Raw genomic sequence first — 15,719 nt, forward strand, 5'->3', positions numbered from 1 at the left:
CATGTAGGAAGCAAACTGACTGGAAGGGGCTTACCCTTCCAGTTCCTCGCGCAGCATTTCCAGTTCCAGCCATTCCTCTTCCATGGCCGAATTTTCAGCCCGCTTCTTTTCCAGAAGTTCGGCCGTTCTGGCAAAAAGCACCGGATCCTTGCTGTAAAGCTGCGGATCGGCCAGCTTTGCTTCCAACACGGCAATCTCCCTGGCCAGCGTCTCCATCTTGCCTGGCAGGGTTTCAAGCGCAAATTTCTGCTTGTAGGACAGCTTGCGCTTTTCCTCGCGTCTGACCGGCGCTTCCGTTTCAGTCTTCCCCTCTGCCCGGCCAGCTCCTTCTGCCCTGACAGTGCGGCGGTTGAGCGCCTGCTCCTTGCGCTGCGCCATCATATCGCTATAGCCGCCGGCATATTGCAGCCAGCGCCCATCGCCCTCCGGCGCAATCACCGAACTGACTGTGCGGTCAAGGAAATCACGGTCGTGGCTGACCAGAATGACCGTGCCGGGAAAACCTGCCACCAGCTCCTGCAACAGATCGAGCGTTTCCATATCAAGATCATTGGTCGGCTCGTCGAGGATTAGCAGATTGGCCGGCCGCGACAGGACACGCGCCAGCATCAACCGGGCACGCTCGCCGCCCGAAAGCTCACGAATGGGTGTACGCGCCTGTTCCGGCTGGAACAGGAAGTCCTTCATGTAGGACACGACATGGCGCTGCTCGCCATTGACGATCAGGTTTTCGCCGCGCCCATCGGTCAGGTAATGCGCCAGCGTGTCATCCGGATTGAGGCCTTCGCGCTTCTGGTCAAGCTCGGCCATTTCCAGATTGACACCCAGACGCAATGTGCCGGAATCGGGCTGAAGCTTGCCGGTAAGCAGCGACAACAGCGTGGTCTTGCCAGCACCATTGGGCCCGACAAGGCCAATGCGGTCGCCACGCTGCACGCGAATGGAAAAATCCTTGACCAGAACACGCTCGCCATAGGCCTTGTTGAGCCCCTGGGCCTCAATCACCAGCTTGCCGGATTCCTTCGCATCACTGGCTGCAAGCACCGCCGTGCCTTGCGCCTTACGATGATTTCGGAATTCAGCCCGCATGGCATTCAGCTCGTTCAGGCGGCGCATATTGCGCTTGCGGCGCGCCGTTACGCCATAACGTAACCAGTGCTCCTCACGCACGATCTGACGGCCGAGCTTGTGCAATTCGCGTTCTTCTTCCTCAAGGATCTTGTCGCGCCATTCCTCAAAATGGGCAAAGCCCTGATCGATCCGCCGCGTCATGCCGCGGTCGAGCCAGATGGTGGAACGGCTGACATTTTCGAGGAAACGCCGGTCATGCGAGATCAGCACGATTGCCGAGCGGATCTGGCGCAATTCGCCTTCCAGCCATTCAATGGTGGTCAGATCCAGATGGTTGGTCGGCTCATCCAGAAGCAGCACATCCGGCTGTGGCGCAATCACGCGCGCAAGGGCGGCACGTCGCGCCTCGCCACCGGAGAGATGATCAGGCGTCTCCTCACCCGTCAGCCCCAGATGTTCCAGCAGATAGGTCACGCGATGCGGATCATCGGCCGGCCCAAGCCCTGCCTCGACATAGGCGCGCACATTGGCATAGCCTTCCATGTCCGGCACCTGCGGCAGATAGCGGATGGTGGCACCCGGATGCTTGAACACTTCACCCGATGTCGGTTCGACCATCCCGGCAGCGATCTTCAGCAAAGTGGACTTGCCGGAGCCGTTACGGCCGACCAGCGCAATGCGGTCGCCTTCGCTCACCGACAATGCGGCCTCTTCAAGAAGCGGCGTGCCGCCGAATGTAAGCTTGATCTGGTCGAGACGAAGAAGCGGAGGAGCCATGGTTCTCTTTGCAATGCGATGTGAAAACTGCAGTGCTTGTCCGCGACAAATCGCTTTCTGTCAAATGCGAAGACACTAAAAACAGACAGGCCGGGTTTCCCCGGCCTGCAAAACCCTCATGATCCATGAGGCAACTGCCAGTCTTACTGGCAAGGTGCTTCATAGATGCGACCATAACGGTCACGGTAACGGCAGTAATCAACGCCATTACGGGTCTGCGCTGCACCAACCAGCGTTCCGGCAACAGCACCGATTGCAGCACCCGTCAAGGCACCGCGCGTATTGCCGCCAATGGCGCCGCCTGCCAGCGCGCCAAGTGCTGCACCGCCTACGCCGTAGCCAGCCGTACGCTGTTCAGCAGTGGTGCAGGCTGCCGTTGACAGCGCAAGAATTGCTGCAACTGCGATCGTGGAAAGACGTGACTTCATCAAACAGACTCCTACAAGAGTGACTCACACCGATTATGCATCCTGCGCGATATGCATTCCAGCTCGGCGTAAAAAGCAGTAATACCCGCCTTCTCTCATTTACAATACATTTGAATGGCCATCGTCAAGCCTAAACAGATGTCTGACATGCTTTATTGCAAGAAACCAAGGTCTGCCAACAATATCGCCATGCCGGAGCGTGTCGTAACTTCAAGTTGTCCGCGCACTATATTGGAAACTGTCCATGAAGAGCCGAATGGCAGGGTCACATTGTCTAACGGCCACTCAGCATTTGTGATCGAAAGCCCCTCGACTGTACAGAAATTCAGGATGCTGAAGGTCGTGCCGGACGGAAAATCATAGACCGCATGGCCGGGAAGCAGGGGATAGGCCTCTTCCCTGCCGCTGGTGAGCATGACAGCACGCCCATTTGCCGCCTGTGCCGTCGCCATGGTCAGATGCAGAAACGTGTGGTCGGTGCGCGCTCCGCCAAAGGCGCCGCACATGATCACCCGCGAAGCACCGCGCGCAAAGGCTTCCGCAAAGGCAAGCTCGCCATCGGTCTTGTCCTTGGCACGCGGGAAGGTCATCCTGGGCACATGCGCATAGGTTTCCAGCAGGTGTTGGCCTGCCGAATCAAAATCGCCCAGCCACAATTCCGGCTCAACGCCCAGGGCTGCTGCATGGCGAATGCCGCTGTCGGCAGCCAGAACACGCGCTCCGGCAATCTGGCTTTTCAACCGTTCCGTCACAACCAGATCGCCGCCCAGAAGAAGAATGAATGTGCTCATGCGACGCTCATAACATGCGTGAGTCGCGCACGAAAGCCCGGCATGGCATCAAGAGCAACTCTTGCCCTTCAAAAATGAATTCGCTATTTTGACGGCGCTCTAACGGGGTGCCGTGCACAATCATCGTGCATGGCTGAGAGGCCATCCAGCCAACCCGCTGAACCTGATCCGGTTTGTACCGGCGGAGGGATTAGACGCCACATAGCTTCAATGGCGCCAATCCTTATGTGAAACGACGAAAGGAGGAGCCGTTGCGGCACCTGAGATCACTCTTCACTCTCACCATTTCAGCCTGTATCCTTTTTGCCCCGGCAAGCCTTGCCGAGGACAAGACGCTGACGATCTATACCTATGACAGTTTTGTCAGCGAATGGGGCCCCGGCCCCAAGGTCAAGGCAAACTTTGAAAAGGAATGCGACTGCACCGTTGAATGGGTCGCATCCGCTGATGGCGTGGCGTTGCTGAACCGGCTCAGGCTTGAAGGCAGCAATACCAGGGCCGATATCGTGCTTGGCCTTGATACGAACCTTACCGCCGAAGCACGTGCCAGCGGCCATTTCGCCCCGCACACTATCGACCCGGCCAATATCAATGTGCCCGGCGGCTTCAAGGACGATATCTTCCTGCCCTATGATTATGGCTATTTCGCCGTGATCTATGATTCCGAAAAGCTGGCCAATCCGCCAAAGAGCCTGAAGGAACTGGTCGAAGGCGACGCAAGCCAGAAGATCGTGCTGCAGGATCCGCGCACCTCGACCCCCGGTCTTGGCATGCTGTTGTGGATGAAGTCGGTCTATGGCGACAAGGCATCCGAGGCATGGCAGCAATTGCAGAAACGCATTCTCACCATCACCCCTGGCTGGTCGGAAGCCTATGGACTGTTCACCAGGGGCGAGGCGCCGATGGTTCTGTCCTATACCACCTCGCCCGCCTATCACATGATTGCGGAAAATACCGATCGCTATAAGGCGCTTGCCTTCCCGGAAGGCAATTATCTGCAAATCGAGCTGGCCGCCCAGACCGTCAATGGCGCGAAAAATCCGCTGGCAGCACAGTTCCTGCAATTCATGACCAGCCCCGGCTTTCAGGACGTGATCCCGGAAACCAACTGGATGTATCCGGCGGGCAAGACCTCGACGCCACTCAATCCTGCCTTTGACAAGCTGCCGAAGCCGGAAAAAACCTTGCTGATACCCGCTGAGGAGGTTGCGCAAAACCGCAAGGCCTGGACGGATGAGTGGCTTGCGGCGACCAGCAAATGACAGCCAGCCTCGCCACCCGCGGCATGACAGCGAAACACGGTCTCAAACCTGTTGCAGGCTGGCTGGCGCTTGGCTTTCTGGGCCTGCTTGCCGGTGGCGCACTGGTTGCCCTTGGCTTTGAGGCAACAGGCGGCGGTTTTGCGACCGCCGCCCAGTTCGATGCCTATCTATGGCGCATTGCACGCTTCACGCTCTGGCAGGCCATCCTGTCGAGCCTGTTGTCGATCCTTTTCGCCATACCGCTTGCGCGTGCGCTTTATGCCGAACCACGCTTTCCGGGTCGCGCACTGATCCTGCGCCTTTTTGCGCTGCCGCTTGCCCTGCCCGCCCTTGTTGCCGTATTGGGCATCACCAGCATCTATGGCCGCAACGGGCTTGTGGCATGGATGTCTGCGGCACTGGGCCATCCATTCCAGCCCGACATCTATGGCCTGACCGGCATTCTGATCGCGCATGTCTTTTTCAACATGCCGCTTTGCGTGCGCATGATTCTGGCCGCCTATGAGTCCATTCCAGGCGATTACTGGAAACTTGCCGCCCAGCTTGGCATGTCGGCGACGGCCCGTTTTCGTCTGATCGAATGGCCGGTGATCAGGCGCAATCTGCCCGGCATGATCGGCCTTGTCTTCATGCTCTGCGTGACAAGCTTCACCACCGTGCTGACGCTTGGCGGCGGCCCGCGCGCCACCACGCTGGAAGTCGCCATCTATCAAAGCCTGCATTTTGACTTTGACCCCGCCCGCGCGGTTGCCCTTACGCTGACGCAACTGGCACTGACCCTGCTCATCCTGATCGCCCTGCGCCTGACCGGCAAAACGGCAGAAGAGGCCCATACATTCACAACGACACCGCAGCGCTATGGAAAGCCGGGGCGAAGCGAACGCCTGACCAATATCGTCACCATCACGCTCGGCTTTCTCTATGTGGCGCTGCCCATTGCCGGTGTTCTGGTCTCCGGCCTTGCTGCCGATCTGATCCGTCTCTTAAGCGAGGCGGCCGTATGGCGCGCCATCATCACCAGCCTTGTCCTTGGCTTTTCAGCCGCACTGCTTGCCGTCCTGTTGTCATTGGCAATCGTTGCGGCGCGTGAAGCCGTCAGGAACACCGGCAGCGCCCAGATTTTCGAGACAGGCGCAAGCCTCATCCTTGTCATGCCGCCGATCGTGATTGGCGCCGGCTGGTTCATCCTGTTGCGCCATTTCACCGACCCCTTCACGCTGGCACCACTGATGATCATCGCCGTCAATGCGGCCATGGCCATGCCCTTTGCCATGCGGCTCATGCGCCCGGCATGGGATACCGCAGCCGCACGCCATAACCATCTGTGCGCACAGCTCGGCATTCATGGCTTCAACCGTTTCCGCCTCATCGAGTGGCCATCCATCCGCCGCCCCTTCGGCATGGGCTTTGCCTTTGCCATGGCGCTTTCACTGGGCGATCTTGGCACGGTGGCGCTGTTTGGCAGCGATGCGGTGCTGACACTGCCCTATCTCCTGTTGCAGCGCATGGGCAGCTATCGCACATTCGATGCAGCAGGACTGGCGCTGATATTGGGGGCGCTCTGCCTTGCCCTGATGATGATTGCCGACCGCGCCGCAGCCTCGTTCAAGGATAACCAGCCATCATGACCCCCTATCCACCCGCAGAAATCCGACTTGACGCCGTGCGTTTCGACTATGGTGACATGCACATGCTGTATGACACCACCATTCCAGCAGGTGCAATCACGGCCATTGTCGGCCCCAGCGGTTCCGGCAAATCGACCCTGCTCAATCTGATCGCAGGTTTCGAACAGCCTTTATCAGGCCGGGTGCTGATTGGCGGCGCGGATGTGACCGGTCTTGCGCCAGCCGAACGGCCAGTTTCCATGGTGTTTCAGGAAAACAACCTGTTTGCCCATCTGACGGTGGAACAGAATGTCGGCCTTGGCCGCTCGCCACGGCTGAAACTGGATGCCGAAGATCATGCCGCAATCCGATCGGCCCTTTCCCGCGTCGGACTGGATGGCAAGGAAAAACGCAAGCCCGAAGCACTTTCCGGTGGCGAACGCCAGCGGGTTGCCATTGCCCGCGCACTTGTGCGCGACAAGCCCGTGCTACTGCTGGATGAAGCCTTTGCCTCGCTGGGACCAGCCATGCGCCTGCAAATGCTCGATCTCATCCTGGAGCTGAAGCGCGAAACCGGCATGACCGTGCTCATGGTCACTCATACGCCGGAAGACGCGCTCTATCTCGATGCCGGGCTTGTCTTCATCGAGAATGGCCGGATTTCCGCACAGGGGCCAGCAAAAGAACTGCTGGCAGAAACAGGGCCGGAAGCGCTCAGACGCTATATTGGCAGCCCGCCCTCCCATTCCGTTGCAACGGCTATTTGATAAAAGCCATATTTTATACGTAATTGCCCCAAAGATACGCCTAGATGATTGTTTTCACGCAGTTCGTGTAAACAGTGCAGTTTTCATTTGGGGCAGAAATGCTCTAGATTTAACTTGGTCGAGCGTTACGTGATTTGCGAGGATAAGACCCTGTTTCGTCAAACGCCCCATATGCGGGCATGTCAGTCATTTTCCTGTCTCACGCCTGCACGGCCGCGCCTTCAATGGCGGCAGCCGACGCTGGGGCTTACCCTGATTCTGACCGGTTTCTTGTCCGCCTGCCAGTCGATCAGTTCGCATCAGGACTTGGGATTACAGCCCTCATCCAATCCGGTGACGGTGGAAAATGTCACGCGCAATGACCGCCTCGCACAGCTTGGCGCACAGCAGCATCCGCGCATCCTCGCCACCTATGGCGGCGAATACAAGGATCCCAAGCTTGAACGCATGGTCGCCAAGATCGTCGGCAAGCTGACCACCGTTTCCGACAAGCCGGATCAGACCTACCGCATCACCATTCTCGATTCGCCCAATATCAATGCGTTTGCGCTGCCTGGCGGCTATCTTTATGTGACGCGCGGCCTGTTGGCGCTGGCCAATGATTCTGCCGAAGTTGCCGCTGTCATTGCGCATGAAATGGGTCATGTCGTTGCCAATCACGGCATTTTGCGGCAGGCAAAGGAAGTCGAAACGGCAATTGCTGGCCGTGTGGCCACGGAAGTGCTGCACAATGAGGCGGCAAGCCGTGAAGCCGCCATTCGTGGCAAGCTGCGCCTTGCCCAGTTCTCACGCAATCAGGAACTGCAGGCCGATGCCATCGGCATCAGGATGATCGGCGAGGCAGGCTATGATCCCTTTGCCTCAGCGCGTTTCCTGCAATCCATGGATGCCTATTCCGCCTTCCGTTCGGTTTCGGGCGCAACCGATGCCAGCCTCGACTTTCTGGCAAGCCACCCTGCCACCCCGCAGCGCATTGAACTGGCCATGCGCCATGCCCGCCTCATTGGCGCACCGGGCGTTGGCACGACAGACCGCAATTCCTTCCTCGACGGGATTGATGGGCTTCTCTATGGCGATTCGCCCAATCAGGGTTATGTCCGTGAACAGACCTTCATTCACCCGAAACTGGGCCTGACCTTCCGCGTGCCGAATGGCTTTGTCATCGATAATTCGGCCACGGCCGTCATGGCGACCGGCCCTGGCGAGGTGGCCATCCGCTTTGATGGCGCGTCCCTGCCATCCGGCTCCAGCCTCACCGAATATCTGCGTTCCGGCTGGGTGACGGGGCTGGATGAAAGCACGATCCGTGAAACCATTATCAACGGCCTGCCGGCTGCAACGGCGCGAGCAAGTGCCGACCGCTGGCAGTTCGATATTGTCGTGATCGGCGTCAACAACAAGGTCTATCGTTTCCTCACCGCCGCTCCAAAAGGCAGCAATGCCCTCCTGCCGGCATCACAAACGGCAACCCATTCCTTCCGCCTGCTCACCCCAGGCGAGCAACAGGCCATCAAGCCCTTGCGCATTCGCGTGGTGACCGTAAAGCCCGGCGATACGATGGAAAGCCTTGCTGCCCGCATGCAGGGCACGAACCGCAAGCTTGAACTCTTTCAGCTGATCAATGCCATGCCGCCCGGCTCGACCGTCTCGGTCGGCGACCGCGTGAAACTGATCAGCGAATGATTCCCGGAAAACCGGCCCGGATGGGCCGGTGGGCCGGATCGTGAAAGACAATGCTGTCTTGGCACATGCGCGGTCCGGACAAGCCTTCCGTTGGGTGGTGCCGCAGCCCCTGCTGCCCTGCCCCCTATCGTGTTGCTCATGTCGTTCTCATGATTGCAGACGTGCTTTGCAGATTGCATCCAGCCCGTCGGCCAGAAATGCAAAAGCCCGGCACATGGCCGGGCTTTTGAAAACACACTGAAGCACCAATTATGCTGCTTCAACCTCATCGTCTTCGACTTCGACTTCAGCCTTGCCGCGCTTTGGTCCCTTGGCAAGATTGGCTTCGATCAGACGGATGGCTTCGGTTTCCGACACCTTGTTCACCGCGGCGATTTCGCGTGCCATGCGGTCGAGGGCAGCTTCATAAAGCTGGCGTTCCGAATAGGACTGTTCAGGCTGGTTTTCCGCACGGAATAGATCGCGCACGACTTCCGAAATCGCGATCAGATCGCCGGAATTGATCTTTGCATCATATTCCTGAGCCCGGCGCGACCACATGGTGCGCTTGATGCGCGCACGTCCCTGCACAACCTTCAAAGCCCGCTCGACATAGTCGGTTTCAGACAGTTTGCGCATACCGATGGACGCTGCCTTGGCAACCGGCACTTTCAGGCGCATCTTGTCTTTTTCAAAGTCGATCACGAAAAGTTCAAGCTTGTGGCCAGCCACTTCCTGTTCTTCGATTGCCACAATCTGACCGACACCATGAGCTGGATAAACAATCGACTCACCGCTTTTGAAACCCTGACGCGCTGAGGACTTTTTCTGCTGGGATGACATACGCTTCATTACTCCCTGTTGTGCCCGGCGCAACCCGCCGGTTGACACATGATTTTCGACCGCGTTTCACGAAAAACGCCGAAGTTACAGTCGGTTAAGAACTGAAAACGTATCTGACAGCGAATTGCATCACCCGGGAGATGTTTCATGGAACAAACAGCATCACATGCGCTTGTCCCGGTGCCATGCAGCCCGGTGTAAAAATTAGCCCATTCAGAGATTAACGCATTTGCGCCACGACTTGACGTCCAGTCACCGAAATTGTGGCAACACCATACCACAATTTCGGACCAGAATCAACAAACTGCAAAAAACGCCGGTAACAGCATAATTTTGCGCATTTCTGCAACTTCCACCAGACGGCTTCAAACAGTTTTCAACTGACTAAATCAAAAAAACTGCAGTTCACACGTTTCATGAAAGCGAACGGATACCATCCTGTTCCTGAGGAACTAGTCACCGCTGCCAGGGTTGGGCGAGAAGAACTGTTCATACTTGCCAGGAACGCCATCCATTTCTTTTGCCTCAGGCAGCGCATCCTTCTTCGCGGTGATATTCGGCCATTTGGTTGAATATTCCGCGTTGATTTCCAGCCATTTTTCGAGGCCTGGTTCCGTGTCCGGGCTGATTGCTTCAGCAGGGCATTCCGGCTCACATACGCCGCAATCGATGCATTCATCAGGGTTGATGACGAGCATATTCTCGCCTTCATAGAAGCAATCCACCGGACAAACCTCGACGCAGTCCGTATATTTGCAACGAATGCAATTATCGGTCACGACATAAGTCATCGTCGAACTCCTGTTACCGTCCGGAGGGAGCGGTTTGTCTATCCTGTTGAGGCCAGCGTGGCTTATTCGATGCTGGCGCACCGAAGTGCTACGTCGCCGTTATTTAAATAAAAAGCGCATAATCGCGCCCTATCCGTTTCAGACATGCGTGAGGTAACGATTTTATGCTGCACTGACAAGGGCACAATCGCCGCATCGTGATCAACAAATTCAAATGGAAAGATTTTATCCCGTCCTGCCCTGCCAAAGGGCGCAGGCCTGCCGCTCCCCAGCAATCATGACAGCACGCCCATGGCAAGGGTCACAGGCCGCGCAACCGATCCAGAACACGCCGATCCCTTTTGGTCGGCCGCCCTGCCCCGGCATCACGCTGCGGCACGGCTTCGCTTTCCAGCCTTGGCGGCGGTGGCGGGGACAGATCCTCATAGAGAAGTCGCGCTTCCGGCGCAGGCCCGCGTCGTTCACCCAGACCGAGCACCCTGTAGACCAGAATGCGCCGATCAAGCGTTATCGTCAGCACATCGCCGATCTTCACCGGATGGGAGGCCTGCTCGATCTTGTCGCGGTTCAACCGAACCTTGCCGCCGACGGCGAGCTTCGCCGCCAGCGATCTCGATTTGACCACGCGTGCAAAAAACAGCCATTTATCGATCCGCTGTTTTGCCGGCGCCTCACCCATTACTTCTTCAGCTGTTCCTTCAGCGCAAGCAGCTTGGCAAAAGGCGAATCGGGATCAATCCTTGCCGAACGTTCCTGTTCAGGACGTTTCGGCGCATTGCCACCCTTGTTGCCGCCATGATCACGCCTGGCCTGACCTGGATGACCGTGTTTGCCACCCTTGGCCTGTCCATCGCCATCGCGGTGCGGCTTCTTCTTGAATGGCTTGCCGCCACGGGCCTGCTGTTCCTCACCATCCTCGCCCTTGCCACGATGGCGATTGCCGCGATTGCCGTCGTGACGGCCACGATTCTGATCCTGATGACGACCACGGCCTTCAAAACGGCCCTGACGCCACAGAAGAACAGGCTTGGCTTCCACTGCGGCTTCTTCCGCCGGAGCGGCGGCAGGCGCCTCTGCGGGCGTCTCAGCGGCTGCAGGGGCTGTCTCTTCAGTCTTGGCCTCGACAACAGGTGCGGGCACCGGCTCAGCCGGCGGAACCGCCGGCTTGGCTTGAGCTTCTGCCTCTGCCGTCACGGCATCAAGTTCAGCAAGCTTTGCCGCAACGGACGCCGCATCCATCGTCTCGCTGCGATAGCCAAGGCTCTTCAGAATTTCTTCCATGTCTTCCGAGGTTGCCCCCAGGATCGACATCATGGCAGGTGTCACGATGAAACGGCCGCCATCGAACGCGCCATCCGGGCGCGCACCCGATCCCGGGCGCCAGGCAAGCGCCGGACGGATGAGGTCTGCAAGGCGCTCAAGAATATCAATGCGCACCGCACGACGGCCAAGCACACGATAACCGGCCAGGCGATAGAATTGCTGATCAAAGTTCGGATCAACCACAACCGAGGTGCGGCCTGCGGCCAGAACCTGCACCACATCGCCATAGCCCGGGCGTTCACGCGCATCGTTCTTCAGCGCCCACAGGAGCGTGATGAGTCCAGCCGGCGCGGGCTTGAGCAGCATCGGCATGAAGACATGATAGGCGCCGAAGCGAACACCCAGGCGGCGCAGTGCTGCACGTGAATCCTGATCCAGCCCCCGCACCTCTTCCGCCACATCGCGACGCGGCAAAATACCGAGATTTTCGACAATCTGGAAAGCAAGACCGCGTGTCATGCCCGTCAGCGCATCGGCATTGGCCAGATCATGCAGCGGCTTCAGCACTGTCTCAATGTGATGGGCAATGAAACGCTCGATACGGGCTGCAACCTTCTCGCGCGCCGGGCCGGTCAGCTGCTCATCCGCCAGAATGACCGCACGCGGCTTCAGGATTTCCTCGCTTGCAACCAGCATGGCGACAGGTGCCCCCACCCAGCGCAGCACGCCGTCAGAACCAATGGCGAAATCGCCATTGGGCGCTGCCGCAAACCGTTCGGCGCGACGTTCAAATTCCACCGCAAGCGCCTTCTGCGCTGCCGCCTTCACGGCCTTGGCATCCGGGCCATCGGCCTGAACATCGGCAGTAAAACGGAAACCGTCCAGTTGGCCGACATTATGACCCTCGACAATCACGTCTCCGGTCGGACTAATTTCTGCTTCCAGCATAGTATTCTCTCTCAGGCGCCTCATAAGCACGCTTGTCCTGCGGTCTACAAAGCGTTTCGTCAACCTCTCATGCAGCGCGTCGGACAGTCTATCCTCTATTTCGCGCGTCTTTTCCTGCCAGTGTGTCGGATCGGCAAGCCATCCGGGCCTGTGCGACACAAAGGTCCAGGTGCGAATTTGCGCCACGCGGTGCGACAGAGTGTCGATTTCCCCCTCCGTGCTGTCGGCGCGGCGTACCTGCTCGCTCATATAATCTTCATCGACGCTCCCCCGGCGAACCAGATCCTGGTAAATGGTTGCAATGATGTCGGCATGTTGTGCTGGCGCTATCTTACGATAATCAGGCAGCGCACAGGCATCCCACAAAAGCTGTATTCTTTCCGGCGTTGTGGCAAGCGCCGTAATGTCTTCGTCTTTCGACAAATTTTCAAGCGCCTGTTGATCGACCGCCGGCAAGGCCCGCGTCAGCCCCTCGACCGGTGCCGGCGTCTCAAGCGAACGCAACAGCGCATTGATCGACGAGAAATCAAACCGGCTCGTGCGCCATTGCAGCACCTTCACCGGATCGAACTCATGCGCCTCGACACGCTCGACCAGTTCGACATCAAACGGATCAACCTGTCCCGTCACGCCAAATGTGCCATCGCGCACATGCCGGCCGGCGCGCCCGGCAATCTGCCCCACTTCGGCAGGCGTCAGATCGCGGAACTGATAGCCGTCATATTTGCGATTCTGCGCAAAGGCGACATGATCGACATCCAGATTAAGCCCCATGCCAATGGCGTCGGTGGCAACCAGAAAATCCACGTCACCGGATTGATAAAGCTCGACCTGCGCATTGCGCGTGCGCGGGCTGAGCGCACCCATTACCACCGCCGCACCACCGCGCTGGCGACGGATGAGTTCGGCAATGGCATAAACCTCTTCCGCCGAAAAGGCGACAATGGCTGAACGCTCCGGCAGGCGCGTGATCTTCTTCGATCCGGCATAGGTAAGCTGCGACAGACGCGGCCGCGTGACAATATTCACCCCGCGCAAAAGTTTCTCCAGAATGCCGCGCATGGTCGCAGCACCAAGCAGCAGCGTTTCCTGGCGCCCGCGCAGATGCAGGATGCGATCGGTGAAGATATGGCCGCGTTCCAGGTCGCCTGCGAGCTGCACTTCGTCAATCGCGACAAAGGCGGCATCCGTATGCCGTGGCATGGCCTCCACCGTACAGACCGAATAGCGCGCCCCCGGCGGCACGATCTTCTCCTCCCCTGTCACCAGCGAGACATTGGCGGCCCCCACGCGCTCGACAACGCGATTATAGACCTCGCGCGCCAGAAGGCGCAGCGGCAGACCGATGATCCCGCTGCCATAGGACAGCATGCGCTCAATGGCCAGATGCGTCTTGCCTGTATTGGTCGGCCCCAGAACAGCAGTCACATCGCGACCGCTCAGGACCAGAGGCAAATCATGGGCAGGGTACTGGTTCATGCCAAATTCGAATTCCCGGAATATAAAATCCCGCGATAGCATTATCTGAAGTCAATCGAAAGCGCTCCTGTAAAGTTTAAGGCCATTACCCAAAATCTCTTGCGGCTTTTTACGGCCTCCCTACTTTAACCAATAGAACGACTCTGGAACGAATCGGCTACGAATCGCTGACCTCCGATCTTTCCCTGTTTGTTCACGGCTACATATTGTGACGTCAATACGACCCCACACAACATGATGAATCAAGATAAAAAGAGGAAGGCCTTTGCTGCGGCATCTGCCGGTGTCGCGTTAACCTTTGGCAAAAGACCGAAAAATCATTGTGCCTGCATTGCCTGCCAGTTTTAAGAAAAAATTAATAAATACTTATGGTTGGTTAATACAGACAAGCCCGGACCGGCCATTTCATTAACTTTCAGGTCAAAGGCAGAACGAATCAGCGACGAATCGGTGATGGCTGATGTTTCCCGTTTTGTTCACACAATATGTAGTGGTTTTATTCGGCGCCTTCTACAAGCCGGAACGTAAAACCGCCGCCTGAGCGGCCGATTCGACGCATTCTGTTAACTTTTTCACGCTCCTGGTGGCACCAAAAGCAAACGGGCAAAGGCTTGCGCCACTGCCCGTTGCCGTTTCATCTGGAAAACCGGATCAGTCACGTTCAAGGCACATGGCAATGCCCATGCCACCGCCAATACACAGCGTTGCAAGACCGCGCCTCGCATCGCGCCGCTTCATTTCATAAAGCAGGGTGGTCAGGATGCGCGCGCCTGAAGCGCCGATCGGGTGGCCAATGGCAATGGCGCCGCCATTGACATTGACGATCTCAGGATTGAGCCCCAGATCACGCACCACGGCACAGGACTGTGCCGCAAAGGCCTCATTTGCCTCGACCAGATCAAGATCTGCCACAGTCCAGCCGGCCTTTTCCAGCGCCTTGCGCGAGGCCGGGATCGGGCCCGTGCCCATGATCGACGGATCCACACCTGCCGTTGCCCAGGAGACGATACGTGCCAAAGGTGATGCACCGCGCCTGGCGGCCTCTTCCGCGCTCATCAGCACGACGGCTGCCGCCCCGTCATTGATGCCCGAAGCATTGCCTGCCGTCACCGTGCCTTCCTTTTCAAAGGCTGGCTTCAGCTTGGCCAGCCCCTCAAGCGTCGTGCCGGGGCGAATGTATTCGTCCGCATTCACCACGACCTCGCCCTTGCGGCTTTTAACCGTTACCGGCGCAATTTCCTCCTCAAACCGGCCCGCCTTCTGGGCTGCTTCCGCCTTCTGCTGCGAGGCCAGCGCAAATTCATCCTGCTCACTGCGGCTCAGCTGCCATTGGCGCGCAATATTCTCGGCCGTAACACCCATATGATAGCCATGGAAGGCATCCGTCAGGCCATCATGGATCATAGTGTCGACCATTTTGAAATCGCCCATCTTCACGCCGCTGCGCAGATGCGCGCAATGCGGCGCCATGGACATGGATTCCTGCCCGCCAGCGACAACAATCCTGGCGTCGCCGGCCAGAATCTGCTGCATGCCAAGTGCAACCGCGCGCAGACCCGAACCGCAAAGCTGATTGATGACAAAGGCGGTTGCCTCCTGACGGCAGCCTGCGGCCATTGCCGTCTGGCGTGCCGGATTCTGTCCTGCGCCCGCGGTCAACACCTGCCCCAGAATGACTTCATCCACCTCGCTTGCCGTCACGCCTGCACGCTCAAGCGCCGCCTTCACCGCAACCGCCCCCAGCTCATGCGCTGGCACATTGGCAAAAGCACCATTGAAGGCTCCTACGGCCGTTCGTGCGGCACCGACGATGACGATGGAATCTGGGCTGGTCATTTTCTCTCCCCTTGCGCGCATTGCTCTCAAGCGCATGTTTTACCCATTCGCTGCAGCGAACAGGGCATGATGAAATCCGGCATACAAAAGACAAAAAACGCCCGCTTTGCAAGCGCCAAGGCGACAATCGCCAGCCCCGTCTTCATGCAAAGTGGGAACCATGTTGCAACAAAAAGGAAACGCCGCTTCCGGCA

General features: G+C 58.1%; 12 protein-coding genes and 1 riboswitch. Of the genes, 4 read left to right on the top strand and 8 right to left on the bottom strand.

Annotated features, from left to right (window positions below; all coding sequences use genetic code 11):
- Positions 1-30 precede the first annotated feature (30 nt).
- From ACFO1V_RS00425 to ACFO1V_RS00435, 3 genes are all read right to left on the bottom strand, one after another.
- Positions 31-1,848 carry an ABC-F family ATP-binding cassette domain-containing protein gene (locus ACFO1V_RS00425; protein ID WP_374829849.1) on the bottom strand — a complete coding sequence of 606 codons (1,818 nt, stop codon included), beginning with the start codon at positions 1,846-1,848 and terminating at the stop codon, positions 31-33.
- Between the two features lie 143 nt (positions 1,849-1,991).
- Positions 1,992-2,276, bottom strand: a complete 285-nt coding sequence (locus ACFO1V_RS00430; protein WP_374829847.1) for a glycine zipper domain-containing protein — start codon at positions 2,274-2,276, stop codon at positions 1,992-1,994.
- A gap of 152 nt (positions 2,277-2,428) precedes the next feature.
- Positions 2,429-3,067, bottom strand: coding sequence for a thiamine diphosphokinase (locus tag ACFO1V_RS00435; RefSeq protein ID WP_374829845.1), 639 nt, complete (start codon positions 3,065-3,067; stop codon positions 2,429-2,431).
- A gap of 93 nt (positions 3,068-3,160) precedes the next feature.
- A riboswitch (TPP riboswitch) is annotated at positions 3,161-3,274 on the top strand.
- A 53-nt stretch (positions 3,275-3,327) separates the two neighbouring features.
- On the opposite strand from ACFO1V_RS00435, the gene thiB reads away from it, so the two are divergent.
- The 4 genes from thiB to cdlP all read left to right on the top strand — a co-directional run bounded on the left by thiB (position 3,328) and on the right by cdlP (position 8,386).
- Positions 3,328-4,329 (top strand): thiamine ABC transporter substrate binding subunit, encoded by a 1,002-nt coding sequence (thiB, locus tag ACFO1V_RS00440; RefSeq protein ID WP_374829999.1) that lies wholly within the window; start codon positions 3,328-3,330, stop codon positions 4,327-4,329.
- Positions 4,326-5,957, top strand: a complete 1,632-nt coding sequence (gene thiP, locus ACFO1V_RS00445) for a thiamine/thiamine pyrophosphate ABC transporter permease ThiP (protein WP_374829843.1) — start codon at positions 4,326-4,328, stop codon at positions 5,955-5,957. Before thiB ends, thiP begins: the two co-directional genes overlap by 4 nt.
- Positions 5,954-6,703 carry a thiamine ABC transporter ATP-binding protein gene (gene thiQ / locus ACFO1V_RS00450; protein WP_374829841.1) on the top strand — a complete coding sequence of 250 codons (750 nt, stop codon included), beginning with the start codon at positions 5,954-5,956 and terminating at the stop codon, positions 6,701-6,703. The genes thiP and thiQ overlap by 4 nt, the downstream gene beginning before the upstream one ends.
- Positions 6,704-6,874: 171 nt before the next feature.
- Positions 6,875-8,386 carry a cell division protease CdlP gene (gene cdlP, locus ACFO1V_RS00455; protein ID WP_374829997.1) on the top strand — a complete coding sequence of 504 codons (1,512 nt, stop codon included), beginning with the start codon at positions 6,875-6,877 and terminating at the stop codon, positions 8,384-8,386.
- A gap of 249 nt (positions 8,387-8,635) precedes the next feature.
- Here cdlP and ACFO1V_RS00460 read toward each other — a convergent pair whose 3' ends face one another.
- The 5 genes from ACFO1V_RS00460 to ACFO1V_RS00480 all read right to left on the bottom strand — a co-directional run bounded on the left by ACFO1V_RS00460 (position 8,636) and on the right by ACFO1V_RS00480 (position 15,525).
- Entirely contained in the window at positions 8,636-9,208 is a 573-nt protein-coding gene (locus ACFO1V_RS00460; protein WP_374829995.1) for a CarD family transcriptional regulator, read from the bottom strand.
- A gap of 452 nt (positions 9,209-9,660) precedes the next feature.
- On the bottom strand, positions 9,661-9,999 hold the full coding sequence (gene fdxA, locus ACFO1V_RS00465) for a ferredoxin FdxA (RefSeq protein ID WP_374829839.1): 339 nt from the start codon (positions 9,997-9,999) through the stop codon (positions 9,661-9,663).
- Positions 10,000-10,300: 301 nt separating this feature from the next.
- Entirely contained in the window at positions 10,301-10,678 is a 378-nt protein-coding gene (locus ACFO1V_RS00470) for an RNA-binding S4 domain-containing protein (protein ID WP_374829837.1), read from the bottom strand.
- The gene (locus ACFO1V_RS00475) at positions 10,678-13,689 is read right to left on the bottom strand and encodes a helicase-related protein (protein WP_374829835.1); all 3,012 of its coding nucleotides are present in this window, start codon (positions 13,687-13,689) and stop codon (positions 10,678-10,680) included. The genes ACFO1V_RS00470 and ACFO1V_RS00475 overlap by 1 nt, the downstream gene beginning before the upstream one ends.
- A 651-nt stretch (positions 13,690-14,340) precedes the next feature.
- Positions 14,341-15,525, bottom strand: coding sequence for an acetyl-CoA C-acetyltransferase (locus tag ACFO1V_RS00480; RefSeq protein WP_374829833.1), 1,185 nt, complete (start codon positions 15,523-15,525; stop codon positions 14,341-14,343).
- Positions 15,526-15,719 lie beyond the last annotated feature (194 nt).

It is taken from the genome of Daeguia caeni (genome assembly GCF_042653845.1).
Taxonomy (GTDB): Bacteria; Pseudomonadota; Alphaproteobacteria; order Rhizobiales; family Rhizobiaceae; genus Brucella; species Brucella caeni.

Coding starts and splice junctions, on each gene's coding strand:
- ACFO1V_RS00425 (WP_374829849.1), bottom strand. CDS start 1,848: ATGGCTCCTCCGCTTCTTCGTCTCGACCAGATCAAGCTTACATTCGGC.
- ACFO1V_RS00430 (WP_374829847.1), bottom strand. CDS start 2,276: ATGAAGTCACGTCTTTCCACGATCGCAGTTGCAGCAATTCTTGCGCTG.
- ACFO1V_RS00435 (WP_374829845.1), bottom strand. CDS start 3,067: ATGAGCACATTCATTCTTCTTCTGGGCGGCGATCTGGTTGTGACGGAA.
- thiP (WP_374829843.1), top strand. CDS start 4,326: ATGACAGCCAGCCTCGCCACCCGCGGCATGACAGCGAAACACGGTCTC.
- thiQ (WP_374829841.1), top strand. CDS start 5,954: ATGACCCCCTATCCACCCGCAGAAATCCGACTTGACGCCGTGCGTTTC.
- cdlP (WP_374829997.1), top strand. CDS start 6,875: ATGCGGGCATGTCAGTCATTTTCCTGTCTCACGCCTGCACGGCCGCGC.
- ACFO1V_RS00460 (WP_374829995.1), bottom strand. CDS start 9,208: ATGTCATCCCAGCAGAAAAAGTCCTCAGCGCGTCAGGGTTTCAAAAGC.
- fdxA (WP_374829839.1), bottom strand. CDS start 9,999: ATGACTTATGTCGTGACCGATAATTGCATTCGTTGCAAATATACGGAC.
- ACFO1V_RS00470 (WP_374829837.1), bottom strand. CDS start 10,678: ATGGGTGAGGCGCCGGCAAAACAGCGGATCGATAAATGGCTGTTTTTT.
- ACFO1V_RS00475 (WP_374829835.1), bottom strand. CDS start 13,689: ATGAACCAGTACCCTGCCCATGATTTGCCTCTGGTCCTGAGCGGTCGC.
- ACFO1V_RS00480 (WP_374829833.1), bottom strand. CDS start 15,525: ATGACCAGCCCAGATTCCATCGTCATCGTCGGTGCCGCACGAACGGCC.